26 protein-coding genes are annotated in these 23,657 nt (G+C 48.6%); 11 read left to right on the top strand and 15 right to left on the bottom strand.

The window, feature by feature from the left end; translation table 11 throughout:
- The first annotated feature begins 80 nt into the window (after window positions 1-80).
- Window positions 81-1,007, top strand: a complete 927-nt coding sequence (locus NWF04_00715) for a ribbon-helix-helix protein, CopG family (protein ID MCW4005110.1) — start codon at window positions 81-83, stop codon at window positions 1,005-1,007.
- A gap of 161 nt (window positions 1,008-1,168) precedes the next feature.
- On the opposite strand, the gene NWF04_00710 is transcribed toward NWF04_00715, so the two are convergent.
- Entirely contained in the window at window positions 1,169-1,627 is a 459-nt protein-coding gene (locus NWF04_00710) for a ferritin-like domain-containing protein (protein ID MCW4005109.1), read from the bottom strand.
- 153 nt (window positions 1,628-1,780) lie between these two features.
- Here NWF04_00710 and fen point away from each other — a divergent pair, with 153 nt between their 5' ends.
- Window positions 1,781-2,815 carry a flap endonuclease-1 gene (fen, locus tag NWF04_00705; protein MCW4005108.1) on the top strand — a complete coding sequence of 345 codons (1,035 nt, stop codon included), beginning with the start codon at window positions 1,781-1,783 and terminating at the stop codon, window positions 2,813-2,815.
- Between the two features lie 9 nt (window positions 2,816-2,824).
- Here fen and NWF04_00700 read toward each other — a convergent pair whose 3' ends face one another.
- On the bottom strand, window positions 2,825-3,532 hold the full coding sequence (locus NWF04_00700; GenBank protein MCW4005107.1) for a protein-L-isoaspartate(D-aspartate) O-methyltransferase: 708 nt from the start codon (window positions 3,530-3,532) through the stop codon (window positions 2,825-2,827).
- Window positions 3,533-3,571: 39 nt separating this feature from the next.
- The gene (glmS, locus tag NWF04_00695; protein MCW4005106.1) at window positions 3,572-5,404 is read right to left on the bottom strand and encodes a glutamine--fructose-6-phosphate transaminase (isomerizing); all 1,833 of its coding nucleotides are present in this window, start codon (window positions 5,402-5,404) and stop codon (window positions 3,572-3,574) included.
- Window positions 5,405-5,667: 263 nt separating this feature from the next.
- Between glmS and NWF04_00690 the strand changes: the two genes are divergently transcribed.
- Window positions 5,668-6,633: a helix-turn-helix domain-containing protein gene (locus NWF04_00690; GenBank protein ID MCW4005105.1), complete on the top strand. Its 966-nt coding sequence runs from the start codon at window positions 5,668-5,670 to the stop codon at window positions 6,631-6,633.
- A complete protein-coding gene (locus NWF04_00685; protein MCW4005104.1) occupies window positions 6,634-7,068 on the top strand; it encodes a DUF371 domain-containing protein in 435 nt (144 codons plus the stop codon). It abuts the gene before it with no gap.
- On the opposite strand, the gene NWF04_00680 is transcribed toward NWF04_00685, so the two are convergent.
- Window positions 7,065-8,138, bottom strand: a complete 1,074-nt coding sequence (locus NWF04_00680; protein ID MCW4005103.1) for a class I SAM-dependent methyltransferase family protein — start codon at window positions 8,136-8,138, stop codon at window positions 7,065-7,067. The two genes, NWF04_00685 and NWF04_00680, sit on opposite strands and share 4 nt — an antisense overlap.
- Window positions 8,139-8,143: 5 nt before the next feature.
- The gene (gene rtcA / locus NWF04_00675; protein ID MCW4005102.1) at window positions 8,144-9,184 is read right to left on the bottom strand and encodes an RNA 3'-terminal phosphate cyclase; all 1,041 of its coding nucleotides are present in this window, start codon (window positions 9,182-9,184) and stop codon (window positions 8,144-8,146) included.
- A 98-nt stretch (window positions 9,185-9,282) separates the two neighbouring features.
- On the opposite strand from rtcA, the gene NWF04_00670 reads away from it, so the two are divergent.
- Window positions 9,283-9,783 carry a hypothetical protein gene (locus NWF04_00670; GenBank protein ID MCW4005101.1) on the top strand — a complete coding sequence of 167 codons (501 nt, stop codon included), beginning with the start codon at window positions 9,283-9,285 and terminating at the stop codon, window positions 9,781-9,783.
- Here the strand turns inward: NWF04_00670 and NWF04_00665 are convergent, their stop codons facing one another.
- The 4 genes from NWF04_00665 to NWF04_00650 form a co-directional block, all read right to left on the bottom strand.
- Window positions 9,784-10,317 carry a flavodoxin family protein gene (locus tag NWF04_00665; protein ID MCW4005100.1) on the bottom strand — a complete coding sequence of 178 codons (534 nt, stop codon included), beginning with the start codon at window positions 10,315-10,317 and terminating at the stop codon, window positions 9,784-9,786.
- Between the two features lie 62 nt (window positions 10,318-10,379).
- Window positions 10,380-10,652: an acylphosphatase gene (locus tag NWF04_00660; GenBank protein MCW4005099.1), complete on the bottom strand. Its 273-nt coding sequence runs from the start codon at window positions 10,650-10,652 to the stop codon at window positions 10,380-10,382.
- Window positions 10,653-10,704: 52 nt separating this feature from the next.
- A complete protein-coding gene (locus tag NWF04_00655) occupies window positions 10,705-11,037 on the bottom strand; it encodes an arcadin 1 (protein ID MCW4005098.1) in 333 nt (110 codons plus the stop codon).
- A gap of 54 nt (window positions 11,038-11,091) precedes the next feature.
- Window positions 11,092-11,532 (bottom strand): hypothetical protein, encoded by a 441-nt coding sequence (locus tag NWF04_00650; protein ID MCW4005097.1) that lies wholly within the window; start codon window positions 11,530-11,532, stop codon window positions 11,092-11,094.
- 132 nt (window positions 11,533-11,664) lie between these two features.
- On the opposite strand from NWF04_00650, the gene NWF04_00645 reads away from it, so the two are divergent.
- Complete coding sequence (locus NWF04_00645; protein MCW4005096.1) at window positions 11,665-11,826, top strand: ribbon-helix-helix protein, CopG family; 162 nt, start codon at window positions 11,665-11,667, stop codon at window positions 11,824-11,826.
- Window positions 11,827-11,882: 56 nt separating this feature from the next.
- Here the strand turns inward: NWF04_00645 and NWF04_00640 are convergent, their stop codons facing one another.
- Window positions 11,883-12,644, bottom strand: a complete 762-nt coding sequence (locus NWF04_00640; GenBank protein MCW4005095.1) for an orotidine 5'-phosphate decarboxylase — start codon at window positions 12,642-12,644, stop codon at window positions 11,883-11,885.
- A gap of 152 nt (window positions 12,645-12,796) precedes the next feature.
- Here NWF04_00640 and NWF04_00635 point away from each other — a divergent pair, with 152 nt between their 5' ends.
- Complete coding sequence (locus tag NWF04_00635; GenBank protein MCW4005094.1) at window positions 12,797-13,564, top strand: transcriptional regulator; 768 nt, start codon at window positions 12,797-12,799, stop codon at window positions 13,562-13,564.
- A gap of 47 nt (window positions 13,565-13,611) precedes the next feature.
- Here NWF04_00635 and NWF04_00630 read toward each other — a convergent pair whose 3' ends face one another.
- Window positions 13,612-14,898, bottom strand: coding sequence for an APC family permease (locus tag NWF04_00630; protein ID MCW4005093.1), 1,287 nt, complete (start codon window positions 14,896-14,898; stop codon window positions 13,612-13,614).
- Window positions 14,899-15,105: 207 nt separating this feature from the next.
- Between NWF04_00630 and NWF04_00625 the strand changes: the two genes are divergently transcribed.
- Window positions 15,106-15,378 (top strand): hypothetical protein, encoded by a 273-nt coding sequence (locus NWF04_00625; protein MCW4005092.1) that lies wholly within the window; start codon window positions 15,106-15,108, stop codon window positions 15,376-15,378.
- Window positions 15,379-15,566: 188 nt separating this feature from the next.
- Window positions 15,567-16,091, top strand: coding sequence for a hypothetical protein (locus tag NWF04_00620; GenBank protein ID MCW4005091.1), 525 nt, complete (start codon window positions 15,567-15,569; stop codon window positions 16,089-16,091).
- A 6-nt stretch (window positions 16,092-16,097) separates the two neighbouring features.
- Here NWF04_00620 and NWF04_00615 read toward each other — a convergent pair whose 3' ends face one another.
- Both NWF04_00615 and NWF04_00610 read right to left on the bottom strand, forming a co-directional pair.
- Complete coding sequence (locus NWF04_00615; protein MCW4005090.1) at window positions 16,098-16,859, bottom strand: ATP/GTP-binding protein; 762 nt, start codon at window positions 16,857-16,859, stop codon at window positions 16,098-16,100.
- Between the two features lie 274 nt (window positions 16,860-17,133).
- A complete protein-coding gene (locus tag NWF04_00610) occupies window positions 17,134-18,231 on the bottom strand; it encodes a radical SAM protein (protein MCW4005089.1) in 1,098 nt (365 codons plus the stop codon).
- Between the two features lie 349 nt (window positions 18,232-18,580).
- Between NWF04_00610 and NWF04_00605 the strand changes: the two genes are divergently transcribed.
- The gene (locus NWF04_00605) at window positions 18,581-19,951 is read left to right on the top strand and encodes an RnfABCDGE type electron transport complex subunit D (protein MCW4005088.1); all 1,371 of its coding nucleotides are present in this window, start codon (window positions 18,581-18,583) and stop codon (window positions 19,949-19,951) included.
- A gap of 217 nt (window positions 19,952-20,168) precedes the next feature.
- Window positions 20,169-20,837: a hypothetical protein gene (locus NWF04_00600; GenBank protein ID MCW4005087.1), complete on the top strand. Its 669-nt coding sequence runs from the start codon at window positions 20,169-20,171 to the stop codon at window positions 20,835-20,837.
- 135 nt (window positions 20,838-20,972) lie between these two features.
- Here the strand turns inward: NWF04_00600 and NWF04_00595 are convergent, their stop codons facing one another.
- Complete coding sequence (locus NWF04_00595; protein MCW4005086.1) at window positions 20,973-22,271, bottom strand: coproporphyrinogen III oxidase family protein; 1,299 nt, start codon at window positions 22,269-22,271, stop codon at window positions 20,973-20,975.
- 151 nt (window positions 22,272-22,422) lie between these two features.
- Complete coding sequence (locus tag NWF04_00590; protein ID MCW4005085.1) at window positions 22,423-23,475, bottom strand: radical SAM protein; 1,053 nt, start codon at window positions 23,473-23,475, stop codon at window positions 22,423-22,425.
- Window positions 23,476-23,657 lie beyond the last annotated feature (182 nt).

The raw sequence follows: 23,657 nt of genomic DNA, 5'->3' as shown, positions 1-23,657 counted from the left end.
TTTTTCGTGTCTATTCACTGCCGCGGGTTTTGAGGGAAGGATTAAGTGTTTCCCGGCCCACTAAAGGATAGGTGTTTACCTTGAAGGTCATCAATGTGCGTTTACCTGACAAAATTGTTGCCGACGCCGACAAACTTGCAGAAAAACATGAGCTTAACCGCAGCGAAATCATACGCCAAGCCCTAACCATGTACTTGCACCTCGTAGAAAACGTAGGCACCCTCCTGCGACCCATAGCATTTCAAGTCAAACCCTCACAGATAACATATACCCGCCGAGGCGACGTTACCATACTCAAAGTTCCCACGGGACACGCCATAGTTGTAGGCTCCACTTCTTCGGGCGCAGTTGGACCCAAAACCATGGACCACATCAAAGTGCAGGGCAAAGTCCTGGGCAGGTTTTTGGGGCGGGTGGCGTTGATGGATGTGGTGGCTACGGGCGCGTTTCCAGTTCTGCTCTCAGTTACGTTAGGCGTAGAGAAGGAACCCGTGGGACGCGAGGTGGTGGAGGGCATCCGCAACGAAGCCCTAAGCTTAGGATTAGACCCAAACCAAGTCCTAATGGAAAACACGGAAGAAAACTTTGAAACCATCCAAACAGGCGTTGGCTTAACAGTAGTGGGATTTGCAAACGAAGAAAACCTACGCATAAACAAAACGCAACCCGGCGACCTACTCGTAGCCATAGGCAAACCCAAAGTAGGCACAGAAGTCATACCCGCCCAAGTCAAAAACGAAATCGCCGACCTGAAAAACGTAAACTGGCTCACCCAAAAAAAATACATCCACGACATCGCACCCGTAGGAACCTTTGGGATCAACCACGAAGCCCAAATGCTCGCCTACGCCGTGGGCAGACAACTAAAACCCACAAAAAACCCACAAGTAGACCTCAACAAATCCGCAGGACCCGCAACCGTCGTCCTCGTTACCATGGACCCCCAAAAAATAGAAGAACTAGCAATACTCCAAAAGCCAGTCACAATCATCGGAGAAATCCAGTAAAAGACCCGCTGGCTCTACAAAAATAGACCCCCCTCCCCCCTTTTCTGCATACAATTAAAAACAGCAGCCAAATAGACGGCAAATAGGTTGGTTAATACAAGGTTGGGGGTTGCAAAATAGTTGATGTTGTTGAAAGGGCTATAATGGGGGGAAGGTTGGGTTTAGGGGAAGCCTTCGATGAGGTCATAGAGGTATTTGTTCCATTCTTTGGATTCTTTTTGTAGGATGTCGAGGATGTTGGTTAGGGTTTTGTGGTGTTTTTGTTCGTCTTCTAGGATGTTTTGGAGGAGTTGTTTGATTTTTGGGTCGGTTGTGGTTTGGATGAGGTCTTGTGTTTGTTTTAGCATTTTGGCTTCTTCGTTGATGTGTGCGGTGAGTTCTTGTTTTCCTAGGGCTTGGCTTTGTTGCCCAACAAGCGCAGTGTCGTTGAGTTCAAGAATCATCTGGTAAGTATCCGAATGCCGCATGGTATCTAGGATGATGCTGTGCAGATACAGCTTGATAAGAGGGTTCTTTGCTGATTGAAAAAGCGGCGTAAGCTTCTTCGCAGTTTGGTCTTCAAACTCTTTTTGTTCCCTAATTTTCTCAAGAGCAGATTCATCTAAAACCTTCCAAGACAAAACATAAACCTCACCATTATCCACCCACAAAATCTCTAATTAACCTTATGATAAACAACAAAAAAACAGGCACCAAAGAATTGCCCGGGGCGAGGCGGGGTTTTCGATAGTTTCTTTAGGTTGTTTTTGGCTTTAGTGGTGTGGTGTAGTGTTTTGGGTGTTAATTTGCGGGATTTGCTTCCGAAAACTCCTGTTAAGCTGCAGGATTTAGGCGGTAAGGTTATTGCGGTTGATGCGTATAATACGTTGTATCAGTTTTTGTCGATTATTCGTCAGCCTGACGGGACGCCTTTGATGGATAGCACGGGGAAAGTCACTAGCCATTTGAGTGGGTTGTTTTATCGGACTAGCAGTGTTGTGGAGATGGGGATTAAGCCTGTTTACGTTTTTGATGGCAAACCACCCAAGTTGAAGGCTGAGGAGATTGAGCGGCGCAAGCAGGTGAAAGAGGAAGCAAAATCTCAGTTTGAGAAAGCTAAAGCCGCAGGAGATTTTGTCACGGCACGCAAGTTTGCTCAGGCAACCAGCAAATTGACGGATTACATGAAAGAGGAGAGTAAGAAGCTGTTGGAGTTGATGGGATTGCCGTATGTACAGGCGCCTAGTGAAGGGGAAGCCCAAGCCGCGTACATGACCAAACAGGGTAAAGCGGACTACACCGCCAGCCAAGACTACGACAGCTTGCTCTTTGGCGCACCCACACTCATTAGAAACCTTACACTTTCAGGAAGACGCAAACTCCCCCGCCGAAACGTCTACGTCGAAGTCGTCCCCGAAATGGTAACACTAAAAACCCTGCTCAAAGAATGCGACATAACCCATGAGCAACTAATTGATGTGGGCATACTGGTGGGTACGGACTTTAACCCTGACGGCATCAAGGGACTAGGACCTAAAACCGCGTTAAAACTCATCAAACAACATGGCAATATAGAAGCTGCTTTGCCGTACATCAAAAACGCAGAGTTCAAAAATTCGCCCCAAGAAATCCGCGAAGTCTTCAAGCACCCAGAAACCACCGACGACTACACGCTGCAGTGGCGCAGCCCCGACACAGAGGGCATTGTAGAGTTTCTGTGCAAACAAAAAGATTTTAGCGAAGAACGCGTACGCAGGATTTTGCAGAAAATGCAAGCAGGCGCCCAGAAACAGAAAAGCAAGACCACGTTGGAGAAATGGTTTGGCTAACCCGCTAGGTTAGAGTTTGTGTCCGAATTTGCCTGTTAGGGGCACGAAGGCTACGCCGCCTAGGTTTTCTTCTGCGGTTTTTCCGTCTGGGAGCTTGGTTATTTTCATGAGGTACTGGAACAGGGATAGTTTGCCTACAGGGGCGACGAGGATGCCGTGGGGTTTTAGTTGGTCAAGTAAAGGCTCTGGGATGCGGGGCGCTGCGGCAGTAACTAAGATGCGGTCAAAGGGCGCCTTTTGTTTGTATCCCAAGGAGCCATCGCCGCTTATGATGGTTATGCGGTCGCCGTAGCCTGCTTCGCGGATGTTGCGCCTTGCGTTTTTTGCTAGGGACGTCACGATTTCTACGGTGTAGACGTGTCCCCATTCGCTGCGGGGCGCTGCGGGAGGCGCTATGATGTGGGCAACTGTTGCGGCGTGCCAGCCTGAACCTGCGCCGACCTCCAAAACCTTGTGCCCCGTCTTCAAATCTAAAGCTTCATCCATTATAGCGACCATGTGAGGCGCAGAAATTGTTTGTCCCGACCCTATGGATAGGGGGGTGTCTGTGGCTTCGTGTTTTTGCAGGTCATCAGGTAAGAATTGCCCGCGCGGTATTGCCTGCAGAGCACGGATTACTTGGGGGGTACGCAGTAACTTTTGCTTCACTAAGCTATCTACAAGTCTCTCCCAATGCGAAGCCTCCAAACCAAATACCCACACAACCTTTCGTGGCATAAAATATAAAGCTAAACAAACAAAAAAGAGAGGCGAAGATTACTTGACAGTGACTGATTTTGCCAAGTTTCGGGGAGTGTCAGGGTTTACTCCGCGTTCTAACGCCATGAAGTAGGCTAAAAGCTGCAGGGGAATTACAAACGGAATCGGCGACAAAACCTCGGGGACACCGCAGGGAACCTCAATGTAGTCATCTGAGAGTTTTTTGACTTCTTCATCGCCCTCTTCGATTATGGAAATTATCGAGGCGCCACGGGCTTTCATCTCCATGATGTTGCCAATTAGGGTCTTGTGGGTTTGGCCTGCTTTGGGGCATATGAAAATCACGGGGAACCCAGGTTCGATAAGGCTTATGGGTCCGTGTTTGCTCTCGCCTGCGGGGAACGCTATGGAGGGGATATAGGCGATTTCCATGAGTTTGAGTCTGCCTTCAAAGGCGGTTGCGGTGTTGACGCCGCGTCCTAAGAAGAAGAAGATTTTGGCGTCGCGGTATTTTTTGGCGAGTTGTTTGACTTTTTCTTCTTGCGTGTTGATTATGGTGTCTACTATGTCGGGCAGGTGGTCGAGTTCTTCTTTGAGGTAGTCCATTTCGTCTTGGGAGACTTTTCCTCGTTTGGTAGATAAGTACAGGGCTAGCTGTGCTAGAACGGAAAGCTGCGACGTAAAAGTCTTGGTCGCGGCAACTCCAATCTCGGGACCTGACTGCTGCCCAATATACACACGCGCAACCCGCGTCAAAGTCGAACCAACCGTGTTTGTCAAACCCAAGATGGTAGCGGCGCGTTGCTGTGAACAAGTAACTGCACCTAGCAGGTCGGCGGTTTCTCCTGATTGGCTAACAGCTAGGATGGTGCTGTCGATGTTTACGGATTTGCCGTGTTGTTCTACGAATTCTGAGGCGTAAACTGGGAATGTTGGCAGGAACGCGAGTTTGGAGAACATGTAAGATGCTGCAAGGCAAGCGTGGTAGCTGGTGCCGCAAGCGACTAGGAAGACTTCGTTGGCGCGGTCAAGAAAAGTTGAGAGCAAATCAAGGTAGTGTTCTTGGGCTCGCAGGGTGTTTCTTAGGGTGGCGGGTTGTTCGTGGATTTCTTTTATCATGAAGTGGGGATAGCCTTGTTTGACTGCCATTTCAGGGGTCCAGTCGATGAGTTTTGGTTTGCGCTCTACGACGCTGTTGTCTTGGATTTTTCGGATTTCATACCCGTCAGCTTTGAGTATGACAAGTTCTTTGTCGTTTATCAGTAGGGCTTGATTGGTTAGGGGCAAAAACGCGGTAAGATCAGAAGCACAGTACAGCGCATCTTCGCCTACGCCGATGACAAGGGGGCTTTCGTTTCGGGCGCAAACGATTTTGTCGGGTTCTTTGGAGTATATGACAGCGACGGCGTAGGAGCCTTCAAGTTTTTTGACTGCTTCTAAAACGGCTTGGGTAAGGTCAAAGTCAGGGTTAATTTTGAAAATATCTTCGATAAGGTGAGGAATAACTTCGGTGTCGGTTTTGGAAACAAACGTGTGCCCACGGTTTTCCAACTCCGTTTTTAGTTCATCAAAGTTTTCTATAATGCCGTTGTGAACCACGGTTATCTGACCCGTGCAGTCGCTGTGAGGGTGAGAATTAACTTTTAGTGGTGCGCCGTGAGTTGCCCAACGGGTGTGTCCAATGCCAACAGAACCAGACAAACTGTCCAAGTTGAGAAGTTTGTGAACTTCATCAATTTTTCCCTGGTCTTTTTTAGTGACTACCTCCCCGTTATAGATGGTGGATATGCCTACCGAGTCATACCCGCGGTATTCCAGACGTTTAAGAGAAGCATGAATTATAGGTGATACATCGCCGTTTTTGATTATGCAACCAAAGATTCCACACATTAGCCTGTTGTCTCCTTGTCTACCGTTTTGGTGTGGGGAAAACTGCTATTAAGTGTTGTTAGGAGAAGGATTGTTACTTACAAAAAAAGTTTTAGCAGTTTTCGTGTTGTTCATGGAGTTTTCAAAGAAAAGGCGCATATTTTTGGGGACTGTTATAATTTTTGTTTTAAGGGTTTTCCCCGTTTAGAGCCTGGCTGGAAGAATACTGCAACCATAACAAAATTATTAATAACGGTGAGATGCCTTATGTTTTGGGAACTGCTGTGAGCAAGAAACTGCTTTTGCAAGAAGAAGGCGCCGTACAAAAGGTTAAAGAAATCAGCGTCATGCAAAACCCCCAAGACCTGAAAATGATTCTTGACAAGTTAAGCTGGAAAATCCTAAAACTCCTCAACAAAGAAGCCATGTACCCACTGGAAATCGCCCGCAAACTAGACATCCACGAACAAAAAGTGTACTACCACATAAAAAAACTTGCAGAAGCAGGCGCCATAGTTGTGGAGCACGAAGAGAAACGCAAAGGCGCAACCGCCAAGTACTACCGCACCGTTTCCCCCGCGTTTGGCATAGAACTTCCCGGCGGCTACACCAAAATGCAGCGGCAGTCATTTCTGGGAGCAAACAAGCAAATACACAGCTTCTTTAAAGAATTCATTGACGAGAACGGTGCTTTGGATGCAAAAATCGTTGTCGGCAGCCCAACGCCTCATGGACCTTTCAAAACCAGCGCCCGAGACGGTCACTACGCGGCGCATCTTGCATTGTTTTTGGGGCAGTTCAGTAAGGTTCCAGAAGATTTCGCCGTTAGGTTGGATGTGGATATGAAGGCGGAGAAGGAGGAGAAGAACAATTTGATTTTGGTTGGGGGTCCAGGCACGAATTTGCTAACGCAGGAGCTTAACGGGTTTTTGCCTGTGCAGTTTAATATGCAGTCTTCAGAGCAGGGGTTTTTGTTTGGCGGCTTGGTTTCCAAGAAAACACAGCGGGTTTTCACGGTTGACTCAGCAGGGTTAATAGCCAAGATTCCTAATCCGTGGGATGACCACAAGAGCATAATGGTTTTGGCTGGAAACAAGGCGGTTGGAACTAAAGCGTGTGTTTTGGCGTTGACAAAGTTCTGGGAAAAAACGCTAAAGAACTACCGTGACGCAGACAGCTTCGCAGTGGTTATTCACGGTTTTGATTTGGACGGGGATGGTAAAGTGGATTCAATTGAGGTTTCAGAGTAAATGCCTGTGCATGAAGTGGTGGAGGTTGTTTTCGGGTTTGGGCATGAAAAGGTGCAGGCTACCCACAAATCCACAGTAGAGTTCACTAAAGAAGCGGATTTGACGTGGCAGGGCGACTGCATACTTGTCGTGTCAGCAGATAAGGGCGCAGCTGATTTGAGCACAGAATTCAAAGAGCTACTACGCAGTCCCCAAGCCAAACTTACCGTGCAAATCCAAGTAGGCAACCTCACAGAACAACTACAAGCGCAGGGCTCCCCACAACTTAGCCTAACCCACCCCAACGAGATGGTCATACGCAAAAGCCTCTTCACCTCCGAGCGCACCCTAGCCATCAACGCCGACAAAGCCGCCAACGACCTCTCGCGCGAACTCGCCAAAAAACTACAAAACCCAAAGCAGCAAGCAAAAATCACGTTAACCGTCAGGGCTTAGTGGATTTGGGCGTCAAGGACAGCTTGGCATTCGTAGGGGGCAGTTTCACGCACGGTCTTGGCATGCTCAAAGGCGACGAGTTTTCTGCCTGCTGCTTTTACGGCTTGAACAAAACGATTCTGGAAGTCTTCTAACGTGTCAGGCTTGCGCACGAACCCGTAAAAGTGAACAATACCGCCTGAGGGCTTAACGGCGTCGCAGGCTACACCAACAAATTCGTTGGCGCTTTCAGGCAGATTCATAATCACCCTATCAGCTACGCCGCGAAGCTTCTCGTGGACTATTTGTCTGGCGTCTCCTACGAGGGGGCGGATTTGGTTTTCTACGTGGTTAAGTTTGATGTTTTCGTGTAGGAGCGCGATGGCTTCGGCGTTTATGTCTATGGCGTAGACGGTGGCGGTTGGGTTATTCTTTGCGATGGGAACAGCGAAGGGTCCTACGCCTGCGAAGAGGTCTGCGATGGTTTCGTTTTGCCGTGTGAGGGCGGCGACTCTTGAGTGCTCGTTGGATAGTCGGGGGCTAAAGTAGGCTTTTGCTACATCGACGTGGTAGGTGCAGTCGTATTCTTTGTAGAGGGTGCGGGTTCGGTTTTCGCCTGCCAAGAATTCGTAGTCGCGTATGCGGTAGGTTCCGCTAATTGCACCTGCTTTTGCAAGAACGACATGGATGTTTTTGTGAACCTGCAAGACGGCTTCGCCAACCACGGACTTGTAGGCTTCGAGCTCAGCGGGGAGTTCGAGGATGGCTATGTCACCGATTTGGTCTAACGCGCGAGGAACAAACGTTAGCAGCGACTCTGGAAGCTGGTTCTGCAGCGCCTCGGATAACGTGAGGTCTTTTTTGGGTTTCACGCTAAAACTGCTACGCTCAACTTCCAAATTGGGCACCTTGGACTGCAAAAGCTCTAACTCTGCGGCGTCAGGTTCGCGGCTGATAGGAAGGTGCAAGTTGCCGTCGGGGTCTTTTCTAATTTGCAGCGCCCTATCAAGGAGGCTTAGCTTGTTAGCTAAGGTCAACGTTTTTTCGCCGTAGACTCTGGCAACTTTTAAGGAAAACGACTCCTCAAACATGCAGGTTAGCCAACTTTTTGTACCCTATATAGGGTTTGGACTCTATTAACGTTGAAGCGCACCCCAAGCATCCTCTCGGCTAGCCAAAGGTTAGCATCCAAATGACCTGAAACCTTGTGAGCCAAAAACTCTGAATGCCCCTGCGCCAACGCCACGTAGGGAATTAGCATATCAGCCAAGTTGTCGTCTACGGTTGCTTTTGCGGAAAGTTCGGTGCATAGTTTTTCTGCGGCTTGGTTGCCGACTTGTTCGCTGGATTTGCCCAGTTCCCCGATGGCGTCTGCGCCTATAAGAGCGCCTGTGCTGGTTTTTGCCCACAACGCAATTGAGCTGCCCTTCTGTCGCAGGGGGTTTGAAGTGTCATCTACAACGTGGATGTTTGCTTTGTAGCCTTTTTGAGCTAGAAACTGCTCTGCAGCTTCAGCTTGCCGCCGTGCAACTTGCCTGTCTGATAGAAACGTGCAGACCGAAACGCCCTCAACACTTGTGACCTTGCCAAAATCTTCAATGCAAAAAGGTTTCAGAGTCGCCGCTGGCTTCACTGTGAGCGTTGCTTCGCCCATGCCTTTTGGATAGTAACCATAGCTTTGCACTGTTATCTGGGCTTTAACGCCCATTCGTTCAAGCGAGGGCAAAAGCACATATCGCAGGTAGTTCATGGTTGGGGCTTGTCGGGTGTCGGTTCCGCCTTTGCACACATGCAGCGTTACGGGTTGCTTGGTGTATAGGCAAATGGGCAGTACGGTTAGAAACAGCATTGGTATGCTTCCCGCTGTCCCAATTTCCACGTTGAAGTTGCCGCCTTTTAGCTCGTGGGGTTCGAAGTGGAGGTCTTGGCTGTCTAATGTCGCGCCTTGGGTTTTTGCGTTGCACAGTTTTGCTGCTGTGAGAACTGCTTGCAGATGCTGAGGTCTTAACCCAGGTTTGGGGCGGCTCTGGCGTATGTTGGTTAAGTGCAGGGATTCGGCTTTTATGGCGGCTAACGCAACTGCTAATCGCAGAATGGTTCCGCTGCCGCTTTTTTGGCTTCCGTCGATTTCAAACAATAAGTCACACTCTAACTGTTTGCCAGCGGGTTGATGGCAAATTTCAAATAATTAGATTGCGCCTTAAGTACTTTAGAGTTTAAGTTGAGATGGTACTGATGAGCGCCGACCAAGAAAAGCTGAGCCAGCTTGTAGAAAAATTTGATGAACTTCTCACAGTTTTGAAAGATGTTTCCAAGGACATGAAAACAATTTCTAAAAGCATGCAGTCCCTCGCGGCAGGACAAATCACCGCCCCAAAACCCACAGCAAAACCCGCCGCACCCCCCAAACCAGCCCCCACACCTGCACCTGCACCTGCGCGTGCCCCTGCTCCTGAACCCCGACCCGCCGCGCCAACCCCGCCCCCAGCAGCAACACCAGCCAGTGCGCCTTCAGGAGATAACGTGCAGACGGTGGAGGATGTTCGCATGATGTTTTCTGAAGAAGTTGACAGCTTGCTTGATTTCGAGGACAAAGGCGACTACGTCATGATTAAGCCTAAGCAGTTTTTGGGTTCAGGCAACTTTGGAAAAATCGCGTCTACCGTTCGAGGGGCAGGCGGCGAATACATCAGCGCAGGACGCGACAGCCACTTTCGCGTCTACAAGAAAAAGTAGCTACAGGGTTTTGCCCAGCTCAAAGGCTTGGGTTAGCGTGTCAGGCTGCTTTTTTATCTCCGCCTTTTCATACGCGGTAGGCAACAGTTTACCCACCAAGTCTACGCCAAGATACTTGAACGAAGCCTCGAACATGCCCACGGTTGAGCGGCAGGCATCCGCGCCCTCCTGCGACGGAACAATTAGAACAGCTTTTTTGCCCTCTAGTTTCCCTGAGGCTATGTAGGGTCGCAGCCTATCCAAGAACAGTTTCATCTGCGCGGTAGGTCCATACCAGTACAGCGGCGTCCCAAAAACCAAAACGTCTGCGTCTTCAAGTTTGCCGTAAAGCTGCTGCATAGAATCACCCAAAACGCATTTGAAACCCCCTGTTTTGCATGCTCGGCAGTCTACGCAGGGCATAATCTTTGCATCATACAAATACAGCTTCTCCACCACGCCGCCAGCTGCGCCTGCGCCAAACAAAACCGCATCAACAAGCAAATCCGTGTTGCCACCCTTTCGGGGACTGCCCACTAAACCAAGAACCTTCATAGCAACCACACCAAACAAGGAAGCCCTACCTAATTTACCCTTTTCCCAACGCCGTAACGGGTTTAGCCTAGCCCAAAATGTATGAATTCGCCTGTGTAGGTTTCCCATGTCACGTCGACGTTGGTGACTTTGGCGCGGGGTGGTCCATGCCTGCAAAAATCAACGAGTTTGTTTACGGCTTCTTGTTCGCCCTCAAAAACGGCTTCGACGCGGTCGTCGGGCAGATTACGAACCCAACCGTTTACGCCTAACTCGTAAGCTTGCGTTCGGGTGGATGACCTGAAAAACACTCCCTGTACCCTGCCGCTTACAAATACGTGTGCCCGCACCTTCAATCTGTACACTACCAGCTTGTTTGGCTAAAAGAAAACGTGTGGAAATGGGGGTTTAGGAGACTTTGGTGAATTTTATGCCTTGGTCTGCGAGTTTGACTTCGTAGATTTGGTTGACGTCGAATTCGATGCCTAGGCTGTCGTATTCTTGTTCTGTTAGGAACAGAAGGATTTTGGGCATGGCCATTTGTTGGCGTTGGGGGAACATGGGCATCTGCTGCTGCAAGGCTTGAAGGACATCTTGCACCATCTTGGCTTCGTCAGTTTGAGGACGCATAACAAAACCTGACCCCTGAATCTCACGTTCCTCAACCAACTCTATACGTTTTCCCATGTTACCATCTACGTCACGGGTTGACTCGATTTTATTGACTCTGACACGAAACATCAGTTTTTCACGCTCGCAACTATAAGGTGCAAACCAAGGATTTAAACGCTGTTTTCAAGTGGTTAGCTGCTCTGCAACTTCTTGGGTGACGTATCTGCCCATGAACCGTTTAGGCGAACCCAAAAGCTCATTGACGGTTTTGGGAGATTTTGGATTTGCTATTTTTTGCAGGTTCGTGAAACGCACAAAAGTTGCGACAGGACGCCCTGCCATAAAGGCTTGGTATTCGTCGAAGGTTTCAAAGCAGGTTTGTTCGCCGTAGCTTGCCCAGATGCTTTTGCAGTCAGCCACGGAGCGGTCCAAGAAATCAGCGACGCCCCAAACGGAGCGTACGGGTTTGTTAAGGTAAAACAGGAGCTTTTTTGCGTTGGTTGGTCCGACTTGGTTTTTGCGTACGAACGCGTGAGTGTTTTTGCCGTTTTGGGTGGTTTCCCAAAGGCGCTTCCAGTATTTTGGGTCGGCTACCAGCACGTAGGCGTAGTTTTCGTCATCCAAGGTTTTGTTCTCCTTACAGTTGTCTTTTTATTTGGATTCTGAAGATAACATTTTCGCTTCTGCAGCCGATTTGGGAACTCTTATATTTGCCACATGCATATACACGTAACATGTTAGAGGGGACTTGAAAAAATGAAGCTTGTAACTGTACTATTACCCGAAGCCTACCTAGAAGGACTAGATGAACTCGTACGCTCCAACATGTACCCCAGCCGAAGCAGCGTCATACGCTCCTCAGTAAGAGACCTGCTCAAAAAAGAGCTCTGGGAAAAAAACAGCGGACGCACCCGATAACCCAACAAACACACCCCACTTTTCATGTTCTCATTTTAACAAGCCAACACGGCAAGTTAAAGCAGCGAATTTTTGAGTTTACGCGCGGACTCTTCGGGGTTTTGCGAATTTGTAATTTCGCGTCCAATAATTAAGTAACGCGCCCCCGCCTCAACTGCCGCCAAAGCCGCTCCGCCTTGAGCGCCCACGCCTGGAGAGTAAATCGGCACCGTATCTTGGAGTACCTTGTGGATTTCGCGGATTTTCTCTGGAACTGTAGCGCCTACCACAGCACCCGAAGCGCCATACTCAAGGGCAGCCCGCGCAAAAGAGAGGTACTGTTTGGTCGCGGAGTTTGTTTCTTGGGGTTGTATGGTTTGTCCGTAGCCTTGACTGGCGCCTTTGTGGCTCATGTACGTTAGCAAGATAACGCCGCGGTTCTGCGCGTTTGCTTCGTCGAATATGGGTTTTAAGCCTTCTTCCCAGCCGATGAACGGGTTAGCAATAAGCACGTCAAAGCCTGCTTCAAAATAGTACTTGGCAATGACCGTGTTGGTTGCGCCTATGTCGTTTGCTTTGCAATCCATAATCGCGGGCAATCCGTAGCTGTGGGCAGCAGAGACAATTTTTTGGATGCCATCAAACAAACCCAGCGGCAAAGTAAGGTGATGATTGATTTTCACAGCGCAAATGTGCGGGTTAACCGCTTCAAGAAGACCCAACGCTTTCTGCAACAGGTCAGCGCGCTGTGAAGGGGGTTGGTAAGGAAAATCTAATGCGAGGACGATGCTGGATTGCTTGGTTTTTGAGGCTGCTTCCATTTGCTGCTTAAACGACACGAAACGACACCGCCTTTGAGTTCTAAAACTGTGCCTATAACCTTTGCTGTTCCCCGTTCTACACTAAAAGAACAACGCATTCACTGCGGGGTTGGGGAAGCGGTATAGTTTTATAGCTAATCTGGGATGTGGAGGTTAAAGGGGGTTTAGCTGTGTCTGAGTCGCCAAGTGTTCGCGAGGTTCTGGGTAGAAGAATTGCAGGCGAGGTTATTTTGTCGAGTAAGCCAGGGGCGACTATGCGTAAGTGGCGTGAGTTGTTTGCGGTTTCGCAGATAAGCCTTAGCGAGAAGATGCAGCTCTCCGCCAGCGTTATAAGCGACTATGAAAGCGGCAGAAGAAAAAGCCCAGGCGCCAAATTCATACGCCGATTCGTCCTGGGACTACTGCAGCTTGACCAAGAAAGAGGCAGCCGCTTCATACGCGAATTCGAAAAACTAACCAGCTCCCCAAGCATGGCAATTGTAGATTTGCGCGAATTCCCCATCCCCGTACGCGTCGAACACCTATGCAAAGCCATAAACGGCGAAATCATAGCAGACACAGACAGGTACGTAAAAGAAATCCAAGGCTACACTGTCGTGGATAGCCAAAAAGCCGTAGAAGCATTTAGCGGACAAGAATACACGCAGCTACTAGGCGCAAGCACCGAACGCGCCTTAATCTTCACCAACGTCGAAAACCCCAGCCTAGCCATGATGATAGTCAAAGTCAGCAACCTAAAACCCCGCGTCGTCGTCTTCCACAAAGAAAAACCCGACCAAACCACCATCCAAATCGCCCAACACGAACAAATCCCCCTCATCTACACCACCGAACTCACCATAGAACAACTCGTCAAATCCCTACGCAAACTCTACCGCATAGCCCTACGCATCAAACTAGGCAAACGACTAAAACCCCCACCAAAAATCAGCGCCTAAAACCCCTCAACAGCAGATTCTTAAACTCGGGGGTTCGCCGCGGTCTCTTATGTGGGGCACTGCGCAGGTTGTGGGCTAAGATGGCTTTTGATTTTGTAAATTACGATGCCAACGGCAAGAAAGAGCATGCTGGTGAGCCATGAGGTGGGGGTTGCAAAGAAGATAAAGGTCATGAGCATGAGACTTAGAATTAGCCCGATTACGGAGATGGCTTTGGGGTATAGGCGTTTTTGTTTTTTGAGGCGGAGGGCAGAGGTGTTTGCGCAGACGTAGCTAAACAGGAGTCCAAAGGTGCTTACGGCGATTACGCTGGCTAAGTCGGCGAACAAAACCACTGTTGCCATAACCAAGCCGATGACCAGAATTGCTATGTAGGGCGTTCCAAACCTTGGATGTACTCGTCCTAAAGCAGCGGGCATGTCGTGGTTTCGCGCCATGGAAAACGCTACGCGTGAGACCCCAAGAACCGCCGCCAGCAAAACACTAGCCGTGGCAACAGAGCCGCCGATTGCTAAGACCTGAACTGCAAAGGGGTTTCCTGAACCGCTCATGGCAACCGTTAGAGGCGCGTTGGAGGAAGCCAGAACCGATGGACCAACCAAACCCACGGCTACAGCGCCCACCACTACGTAGACTAAGGCGCAGATTAGCAGGGAAATCAAAATTGCGCGGGGAACGTTGCGTTTGGCGTCTTTGACTTCTTCGGCTAGAACGGCTACGCGGGGAAATCCGCCAAAGGCAAAGAAGATAAAGCACATCCCCAGCAGCATGCCGCCGCTAAAAGGTTCAAAGGGCACAAAATTTTCGGCTTTCACAAAAAGAAGCCCAAAACCCACAAAAAACCCCAGAACAGCCAGCTTCACCAAAACAAACACGTTATTTAACCACGCAGACTGCTTCACGCCCACAAAATTTAACGCCGTAAACCCCAAACAAAGCATAGCCGCGACCACATTCGCAGGCAACCCTGGAACCGCAACCGCCAAATAATAACCAAACCCCAACGAAACCGCCGCACCCCCAAACGTGTTTGCGATAACCCACATCCAACCTGTCAGGAACCCAACAAAGGGCGAAACCAAACGGCACGTATACGCGTAGGCGGCGCCTTCCAGGGGCTTCCAAGAGACCAGTTCAACAAAGCTTAGTGCCGTGAACAGGGCTACCACTGCGGCTAGAGCCATAGAAACAACCAGCGCGGAACCCGCGTAATCAGCCAAGATGCCTGTGACAACAAAGATGCCTCCGCCGATGATGGCGCCCACGTTTATGTTAACCGCATCCCACAGGCTCAAAGTCTGCTTGAGCTTACTTGGCTGCTCCTTGTTTTCCATAACACCACGTTAAGAAACCCCTACCTCAAAGAAGCTAATAAAACCTTAACCTGCAAAAGCCGCGGCGAAACGGTGGAGCATAAGCGTTTTTGCTTAAATTCTGGGGCACTTTGAATGTGGGGGTTGCTTTTGTTGCGTTGGTGTTGGTGGGGGGTTTGTTAAGGTTTAAATGGTTGGGCGTTGAGGTTTAGAGGGCAGGTATGATTTATGACTGAACCATCTCAGGTGCAAGATGAGAAACTGCCGATTAGCGATTTCTACAAGGTTTTAGATTATGTGACCATATTCAAGAGCAACCTGTGGTGGGAAGCCATCGTGGTTTTCGAAGTCTACGGCAAACCGCAGATGGGCATGTACCTGTGGCAAAACCGCAACGGACAATGGAAACGCAAAAACAAGTTTGGCGTCCGCAACCTAGAAGAATGGGACAAACTAAAAACAGCAGTTGAACAGCTTGCACCCAAACTTAACCAAAAATAGGCAGTTTTATCTGCATTTTGGGGCACAAATTAATTATAATAAGTCCAGCTAATAGTGGATGAACATCCATGACCTGCAAGCTGAAAACATACATTTCAAAGTTAGCGGAAACTAAAGCGCCCGGTCCCAAGACGACATTTACGGTCTTTCATTTGTTTTACAGTTTAGAGCTGTTGTCACAAAAAACGTTGGGCCGCAATAAGCTAGCAGAGAAGCTGCATGTTGGGGAAGGGGCGATTCGCACGATTATTAGCAGGTTGCAGGATGCGGGGTTAGTTACAACTTCAAAAGAGGGCTGCGCGTTAACCAAGAAAGGCAAAGAAACGTGGAACGAATTTGAAGAAGCATTCCCGCGGCGTTTAGCCATCGAAAACAACGAGTTGGCAACATCCGAGTTTAACTTCGCGTTTTTGGTTAAAAACTGCGGAGTCAAAGTAGGCTCAGGCATTGACCAACGCGACGCAGCCATCGTCGCAGGAGCTAGACGAGCTATCGTTATTGTTTCGCGCAACGGTCACTTAAGCATCGAATCAGTTAGCGAAAACATCGAAGAACAGTTCCCGCAGGCTACAAACCAGATAATGCACGAGTTTGAACCCCAAAACAACGACGTAGTCGTCATCGCCGGTTCCCCAGATAGCCTGCTAAAAGCCAAACGAGGCGCATTCGCAGCCGCATGGTCACTGCTCAACGGCGAAAAAAAGCCACATTAAACCACGTTAAGTGGTGTATTTTTCTCCTTGCATTAGTATGCGTTCTAGTATGGTGTTGGCGGCGGTGAAGCCATTTTGAGATTTTGCAGATATGGGCGTTAGATGGAATTGTAGGCCTAGCTGTTTGATTGCGTGCATCATGTTGTGGCTAAAGATTCTGTGGGTGTCTTCAAGTTTGGCTTCTATGGCGTCTTCAAGGGCGCGGGGGTTGCCTGACCATTCGACGATTTGGGAGGAGTCTTTTTTGGGTAGCAGGTCGGTTTTGCTTAGCAGGTGCAGTTGGGGCTGGAAGAAACGGTTATACACCGCAGCAGACAGGAACATGTTGCTCACGTAATTAAGCGGGTTACTGCTAAAAACCGCGTCAAACAAATACAACAACGCCTTAGGCTCCCGCGTGAGTTCGTTGACGATGTAGGGTCCTGAAGCGCGAAACGCAAACAACTCCATCTGCCCCGGAGTATCCACAATAGTCAAATCCGCATGCGCCTCATCAACATCCCGCGTAATATTCTCAATCTCATCCGCAATAAGATCAGCCGCCATAACCGCCGCACCATTAGGACCCAAACCATACCTTTCCATAATATCTGTCGCATCCACATAGTTGCGCACATCAACATCAGGCGAATACGGCAAACGCAAAGCCCCTGGATCCAAATTCACCGTCGCAACATCTTGCTTATTCATCTTAAGCCAATCACTAAAAGCCGCCGTAAACAAAGACTTACCCGAACCAGCAGTCCCAATAACAAATATAACAGGCACCCAAACAACTCCAACAAACGACAACCACACCCCAAAATAAGAACGCTTCTATCCCCACACCCAAACCAAAACCCAACAGCAAACCCACACAAAGCAGACCCCCCTCCCCCCTTTTCTGCATACAATTAAAATTTGAAGCCTAATAGACGGCAAATAGGTTGGTGTCTGTGGTTTTGGAGTGCGTTTTGAAAGGTTTTAGGCAAGGGGTTCAGGGGGTAGGTGTAAAATTTAGGTTTAGAATGAAAAGGAAAGAAAAGAAAGAGAAGGAGGGAGGTTAGGCTTTTTGTTGTTCTTTGAGTTCGTTGAGGTAGTTGGGGTTGTCTCGCAGAACTTTGGGTATGTAGTTGCATGCTGGGTCGGATTCGAAGAGGTCACCAGTGTAGTATTCAGCGCGGGTTCGGCAGCCGCCGCAGATTTCGCGGTACTCGCAGACTCCGCATCGGCCTTTGATGTTGGTTTTGTCGCGTAGTTTGAGGTGTAGGTCGCTTTGTTGGAGTTCGTTCCAGGCGGTGGTTAGTTTTTTATCTTTGACGTTGCCTAAGCGGTAGCCTTCGTGGAAGCCGCAGCTTCGGTAGTCGCCGTTTTCTGTTACGCTGATATAGTTGCCGCCTATGGTGCATCTTCCTAGGAAACCGTTTTGGAACCAGTCCCAGAAGTCTACGGGGTTGCGTTGGCGTACGATGCGGGCGTAGAAGGGTGCGTACACGTTGATTTTGACTTTGTTTGCGAGTTTTACTTGTAGGTCGTAGATTTCGTTGAATGCTTCTTCGTATTCGTCTGCGGTGGGTGCTAGGTCAGGCATGTTGCTGCCTGCTCTGCCTACGGGAACAAGGTTGTGGTAGACGACCATGCGGGCGTTGTATTTTTCTCCAAGAGCTGCGGGGTGTGCCATGTCTTTGATGTTGTATTTGGTCATCGTGGTTACTACACAGTCCAAGATGCCGTTTTCAGAAAGTTTTTCCATGGCGTGAATTGCTTTGTCGTAGCTGCCTTTGCGTCTGATGATGTCATTGGATTCGCGGGTTCCGTCTACGCTAACAGCAGTGTGAACTTCATGCTTTACCAGCTTGTCTAGGCGGTCTTGGTCAAAAGCAAAACCACTTGTGATAAGGCTTACTTCCATGCCGTACTCCTTTTTGGCATAAGCAATAACGTCAAAGATGTCCTCTCGAACAAGAGGTTCGCCCCCGCTTATCCCAAACCATGGAGAACCAAACTCATGGATTTCATCCACCATCTTTTTTGCTGCTTTCGTGTCCAACTCGTAGTCCTTTGCATATTCAGGAGTGTAACTACAATACAAACAACTGCCGACACATCGTCGGGTACAGCGCCAAGTCACCATGAACAGTGGCGCCTTTGTACTAGGCATTGCGTTAGCCATCAAATTCACTTCGTTGATAAAAAGCGACTTTGCGATATAAGATTTCCGCTTAAAAATCCGACATCAACCACTAAAAAACCAAGCCAAACAATGCACCCAAAAAAGAATCAAAAATCCACACACTAAACAGCCAAAAACAACCCCAGCAAACACGGCAAAAAGACATCTGCAACGACGCCGCCTAAAAAAGAGTTTAGCATTTTCATGTTCACATCAAACAACAAAAAACCCAGAATTGCAAAATTACTGAAGCAGCTGCGAATACCATTAGAAAGTCTTATAAACGTAACGTCATAGACCTCTTTAAGATTTCCATAAAAGGAGATTTAAGGTAAAGATGTCAAAACCAAAAGAATACTCATACATGACAAAAGACAAACTAATGATGTACACCTTCGTCGCACTCCTTGTAATTGCTATTGTTACTTCCATCCTGTGGTCTGGTGTTGGCACAGAAGCCATGATAACTACACCTTCAGGTTGGAACTTGGGACTTACAGTTGCACTCTCATGCGCTATCGCTGTAGGAATCGCTGTTGGACTTGACTTTTTCTTGAACAAGATAGCCGCTGACAGCCAAAAGAATACCATGTCATCAGCAGTCTTCGGTATGATTGTTGCTCTTTCATACTCGTATGGCGTTCCCGCAATGAACTCTGGCGTACAGCTCCCAATCGAAGCTCCTGGCGCATTCGTTTTTGTCGCACTCATAACCACAATCGGTTTAGTTGTTTTCAAGAAAGTTCTAGGCGGATCAGGTAGGAAACCAGTAAACCCCGCAGCCGCAGCAAAATTCCTTGTCCTTTTGCCACTACTCGACACTGTATTCATCGCTGCTGACCACCTCAAAACCGGCATGCTAGGCGTACCCGCCTTGGCAGGACCCATCGGCTATGAAATCATTAACGAAAACGGCTTTGCACCATTTGCAAGCTACATCCAAACATGCTTTGCTAATCCTATGCTGGCACTTCCAGATGTAACCACAACCACTGACATAATCAACACCATGGTCTTGGACAAGTTCCACGGATGGGCAGGTGGAGCTTCAAGCATAGCCGTGATAATTGTTGGTTTAGCGCTGTTTGCAGTTGCACGTCGATACATCAAATGGAGAATCACCATTTCGTTCTTAGCTACCACAGCCATACTTGCAGCCATATTCAGCTTCGCCTTGGGTGGTGACCCACTGCTAAGAATTCTCTTCCACTTGTTCATCGGAAGCTCCATATTCTTAGCGTTCTTCATGGCAACTGACCCAGCGAGCACGCCCATAACGTACGCAGGACAGATTCTGTTTGGTGTGGGCTTAGCTGTGATTACCATACTGTTGCAGACATACGCGAACTTCTTTGGAGGCTCTATAGTTGCGTTGCTTATCATGAACTTAGTCTCGCCTAAACTGGATAAGATTGGCAAGCTCAAACCCACCACTGAAACCAAGGAACCCAAGCTACCAGCAGCCAAGCAATTCACCGAAGTCACCGAATACCCATGTATCCAATGTGGTGCATGTATGCGCGTCTGCTGCCACAAACTTAGCCCCATACTCATCAAGAACGCCTTCGAAAAACAAGACTTCGACACTCTGCTAAAGCTCAACCCCGACTACTGCACAGGATGCGGACACTGCACATTCGTTTGCCCAGCAAGAATCGACCTACGAAAGAACGTGCTCATGGCAAAAGCAGCACTACGCGGAGAATAATCCGCCCCCTCTTTTCCTTTTTTGTAAACACTTTCCCACAGTTTAAACCAGCTTTTCTGCAGTCCAAAAGAAAAACAGCGTCTTTGCGCAGGCTCTAAAGCGTTTTAGAACAGAAAAAAAGATAGTTTTTTGGCTTTACGGCAGCGGCTAAGCGTAAAACAAGGATTAAATTTATAAACGCGCCCAAATGTAATAGAAGAATCAAGAGTGATAAACCTTGGAAACAGAAAGTTTCAAAATTAAAGACATCGGTTACGGTCTAGTAATACCAGTTGTTATCGGATTAATCATCGTTGCTTTCCCCGCCATTCTTCGACCGGCATTGGACTCATGGTTCCCACCACCAAACATGATGACAGGCGACCCTGGCTCTGATTTCGCATTCATCACTGTAATCTTCACACACGGCTTTGCTCAGATTGTTATGTTCGCCGTTCCACTGCTTCTGGGTTTGGTCTGGAACAGATGGGCAGGCGGCTGCGCAGGATTCCTATTGGGTACACTGTACTACTTGGGAATGGCTGGCTACAACATCTTCATCAGCCTTCGCGACTTTGGCATCCAATACACATACAACCTGTACGCTGACCCAAGCTTCATAGGAAACTATATTGTCGGGGGAATACTCGTGGGATACGTTTCAGGCGCATTGAACAATGGCTCATACAGCTTCAAACGCATGCTAGGCGCAGGTCTAACCGCTTCACTAGTCGTAGGTGTACTGCAATTTGTATTCAACATCACAGTTGCAAACTCAGCATGGATGACTGCAGGCGACCCACTAAACGCGGCATTCCTAACAATGTTGCCAATGCTAATCTTGGGCATACTCGGACCAATCATTGCAAAAGTAATGACTTGGTACGGTCTATCACCAAGAACATAAGCAACAAAAACCATCACCTTTCCTCTTTTTCATTTTTTCTCTAACCTTCTAAAAACAGCAACCAACCTAAACTGGGCTGGGTTAATCACAAAACAAAGAAGGTAAAAAGAAAACAAAAGAAAGAGAAGGGGAAGGTTAGGATTGCCGGGGTGCGAATTCCCAGGCGATGTTGGCTTTCCAGACGCCGCCGAGTTTGGTTATGCGGACTTCTTTGTCGTCGATTTCGATTAAGCCTTTTTCTTGCAGGTTCTTGAGCTGTGTTGGGAAGACGTCTTCTGGGAGTTTGCCAAATTTCTCCATGAACTCTTGTTTGCTTACGGGTAAGCGCAGGTACAGGCGGCTCATTTCGCGGCGCATCATATCGTCGTCGCTGGATTCTGAAAGACGCTGAATCGGAAGCTTGCCAGCTTTAACTGTTGCCATGTACTCGTGGATGTCGTCTAGGTTCGAGTAAGAGAAACGTTGCAGGTAACCCATAAAGCAGCCCGCGCCCGTGGTGAGGATACCGCCCCAGGGCCAACCGTTTAGGCAGTTTTCGCGCATGTGCCATTCGTTGCGGCTGTAGCGGTCGTGACCTACGGCGGTGTATCCTGCTTCGGTGAGCATGTTGTAAGCAAGCAGGTACTGCTCTTTTTCGTATTCAGCATCACCCTGCGGGGGAGATATGCCTTTTTCTATCATCTTTTCTAAGGGCACGCCAGGGTCGATGTGCAACGAGTACGCATCGATTTCCACGTCAAGGTCTATGGCTTTTTGCAGAGAATCTCTCCAGCTTTCCATGGTTTGCCCAGGCAGGTTATACATGAGGTCAACACAAACGCACAATCCAAGGTCGTGGGCGTGTTTGATTGCTTTTTCCACGTCAGCAGCGCTGTCAGGCAGGCAAAGCATCTTGCGCAGTTTGTCATCAAAGGTTTGGGCACCCATGTCGACTTGGTAGACGCCGTATTTGGCGAGTTTGTCGATTTTCTGCAGGGCTAGGGTTTTGGATGAGCCTGTGACTTTGATGAAGTATTCGTCGTTAATGTTAAAGTTGGCTTTGCAAAAGTCGATGAGGTCTATCATCTGCTCGGCGGTGAGTACGCTTGGGGTTCCTCCGCCCAAAACGATTTCGTCGAACACACTGGTTTGCACGTAACGGGTTTTAGCGTACATAGCAAGCTCTTTTTTAAGCAGCTCAAGGTAGGGTTCAAGTTCTACTTTGCTGGTTGCCGTTGTGGGGAAATAGCAAAAAGCACACTTTGAATCACAAACCGAAATCCACGGCTGAAGCTCCATAAGCCTACCCGAAGTGTTTTCGGTATCCAAAAATTCTAGGAAGGCTTGGTATGTTTCAGGTTTAATATCAGGGTAATCCCTATACGTGTAGGGAGGCCAACTGGTTCGTTCCTCAAAAGCGTCCTGTTTGTTCTGATAAGAAGTCGGGTTTTCCATCTTGAAGCCTCAAAGCATTCAACCTGAAAAAGACCCGATACCATAATAAAGCTTACGTTTAAAACCAAAACCCAACAGCAAACCCACCCAAAAAGCAAGCTACGCCGCCAACAAGACAAAGAAAAAGAAAGAAGAAAACAAGAAAGCAGGGTTACTGTTTTTTGCGTAGGACTTCGGGGATGTAGGGACATGCGGGGTCGGATTCGTAGATATCGCCAGTGTAGGCGTATGCTCGGTTTCGGCAGCCGCCGCAGATTTCGCGGTACTCGCAGACTCCGCATTTGCCTTTAAGCACGCTACGGTCTTGGAAGCTGTTGTAGAATTCTGAGGCACGAATTCCTTTCCATGCTTCCTGCAGACCCTTATCACGGATGTTCCCCAAGTTCATGGGTTCTTGAGGTGTGAGGTCAGTGTAGAAGCAGGGGATAAGGTCACCGTTCTCAGTGACGCTGATGTAGCCGCCAAACGCGAAGTAGGTGCATTTGCCGTGGAATTTGTGTTCGTACCATTCGTCAAAGTTTGGGATGTTGCGTTGTTTGACTACGCGCGCGAAGTGGGGGCAGTGGACGTGGATTTCGAATTTGCCTTCGTATTTTTGGGTTAGGTCCCAGATGTGGTTTAGTACCCATTCGTATTGTTCGGGTGAGGGGGCGAGTTCCATGGTTTCTTTGGCTCTGCCGCTTGGTACAAGGTGGTTGAACCAGACAAAGTTGGCGTGGTATTTTTCGGCTAATTCGCAGACGTGGTCAAGGTGCTTGTAGTTTATGGTGGTCATGGCGCAGGCTAAGCCGTTGAGGATTTTGCCTTTGGAGAGTTTTTCAATGGCTGCTACGGCTTTTTTGTAGGAACCTTCGCCGCGCAGTTGATCGTTGATTTCTTCAGGACCATCAATGCTTACGCTTGTCCAGACCTGATTCTTAACCAGATTATCATAAATCGAGCCGTCAACAAACACGCCATTGGTTAACAAGCAAACGTTTAAGCCCTTGCTTTTGGCGTAGTTGACTATTTCGAAAATGTCGGGTCGGGTGAGGGGTTCGCCGCCTTTAATGCCAAACCATCTAACGCCGAACTTGTGCACTTCATCAACAAGGTGAAATGCCTCTTGGGTGGTTAATTCGTTGGGAGCCTTCGCGCCAGTAGCATCAACGTTACAGTATTTGCAGCGGGCATTACAGGCACCAGTAGCTCTCCAAGAAGTCATAAGTAAAGGTCCTTTACCTGCCAAACTAGAATTCCCCATGTAATTTCTACCTTAGAAGAGCCAGCCTAAAAAAGATTATGCGCAAAACAAGGGATAACAAAAACTGCTGGAAAAGGCGGGTTTTGGGGTTTTAGGAAAAGGTTTATAGTGAAACCCTTGTTTACTCAACATGTAGTGAGGGA

This window comes from Candidatus Bathyarchaeota archaeon (genome assembly GCA_026014465.1).
GTDB lineage: Archaea > Thermoproteota > Bathyarchaeia > Bathyarchaeales > Bathycorpusculaceae > JADGNF01.
The sequence above is the reverse complement of the archived record's forward strand: the minus strand, read 5'-3'. Positions and strand labels throughout refer to the sequence as shown.

What these genes read in the sequence shown, in the direction of transcription:
- NWF04_00700 (MCW4005107.1), bottom strand. Translation starts at nt 3,532, where the DNA reads ATGCCACGAAAGGTTGTGTGGGTATTTGGTTTGGAGGCTTCGCATTGG.
- glmS (MCW4005106.1), bottom strand. Translation starts at nt 5,404, where the DNA reads ATGTGTGGAATCTTTGGTTGCATAATCAAAAACGGCGATGTATCACCT.
- NWF04_00685 (MCW4005104.1), top strand. Translation starts at nt 6,634, where the DNA reads ATGCCTGTGCATGAAGTGGTGGAGGTTGTTTTCGGGTTTGGGCATGAA.
- NWF04_00680 (MCW4005103.1), bottom strand. Translation starts at nt 8,138, where the DNA reads ATGTTTGAGGAGTCGTTTTCCTTAAAAGTTGCCAGAGTCTACGGCGAA.
- NWF04_00670 (MCW4005101.1), top strand. Translation starts at nt 9,283, where the DNA reads ATGAGCGCCGACCAAGAAAAGCTGAGCCAGCTTGTAGAAAAATTTGAT.
- NWF04_00665 (MCW4005100.1), bottom strand. Translation starts at nt 10,317, where the DNA reads ATGAAGGTTCTTGGTTTAGTGGGCAGTCCCCGAAAGGGTGGCAACACG.
- NWF04_00655 (MCW4005098.1), bottom strand. Translation starts at nt 11,037, where the DNA reads ATGTTTCGTGTCAGAGTCAATAAAATCGAGTCAACCCGTGACGTAGAT.
- NWF04_00645 (MCW4005096.1), top strand. Translation starts at nt 11,665, where the DNA reads ATGAAGCTTGTAACTGTACTATTACCCGAAGCCTACCTAGAAGGACTA.
- NWF04_00630 (MCW4005093.1), bottom strand. Translation starts at nt 14,898, where the DNA reads ATGGAAAACAAGGAGCAGCCAAGTAAGCTCAAGCAGACTTTGAGCCTG.
- NWF04_00625 (MCW4005092.1), top strand. Translation starts at nt 15,106, where the DNA reads ATGACTGAACCATCTCAGGTGCAAGATGAGAAACTGCCGATTAGCGAT.
- NWF04_00610 (MCW4005089.1), bottom strand. Translation starts at nt 18,231, where the DNA reads ATGCCTAGTACAAAGGCGCCACTGTTCATGGTGACTTGGCGCTGTACC.
- NWF04_00605 (MCW4005088.1), top strand. Translation starts at nt 18,581, where the DNA reads ATGTCAAAACCAAAAGAATACTCATACATGACAAAAGACAAACTAATG.
- NWF04_00595 (MCW4005086.1), bottom strand. Translation starts at nt 22,271, where the DNA reads ATGGAAAACCCGACTTCTTATCAGAACAAACAGGACGCTTTTGAGGAA.
- NWF04_00590 (MCW4005085.1), bottom strand. Translation starts at nt 23,475, where the DNA reads ATGACTTCTTGGAGAGCTACTGGTGCCTGTAATGCCCGCTGCAAATAC.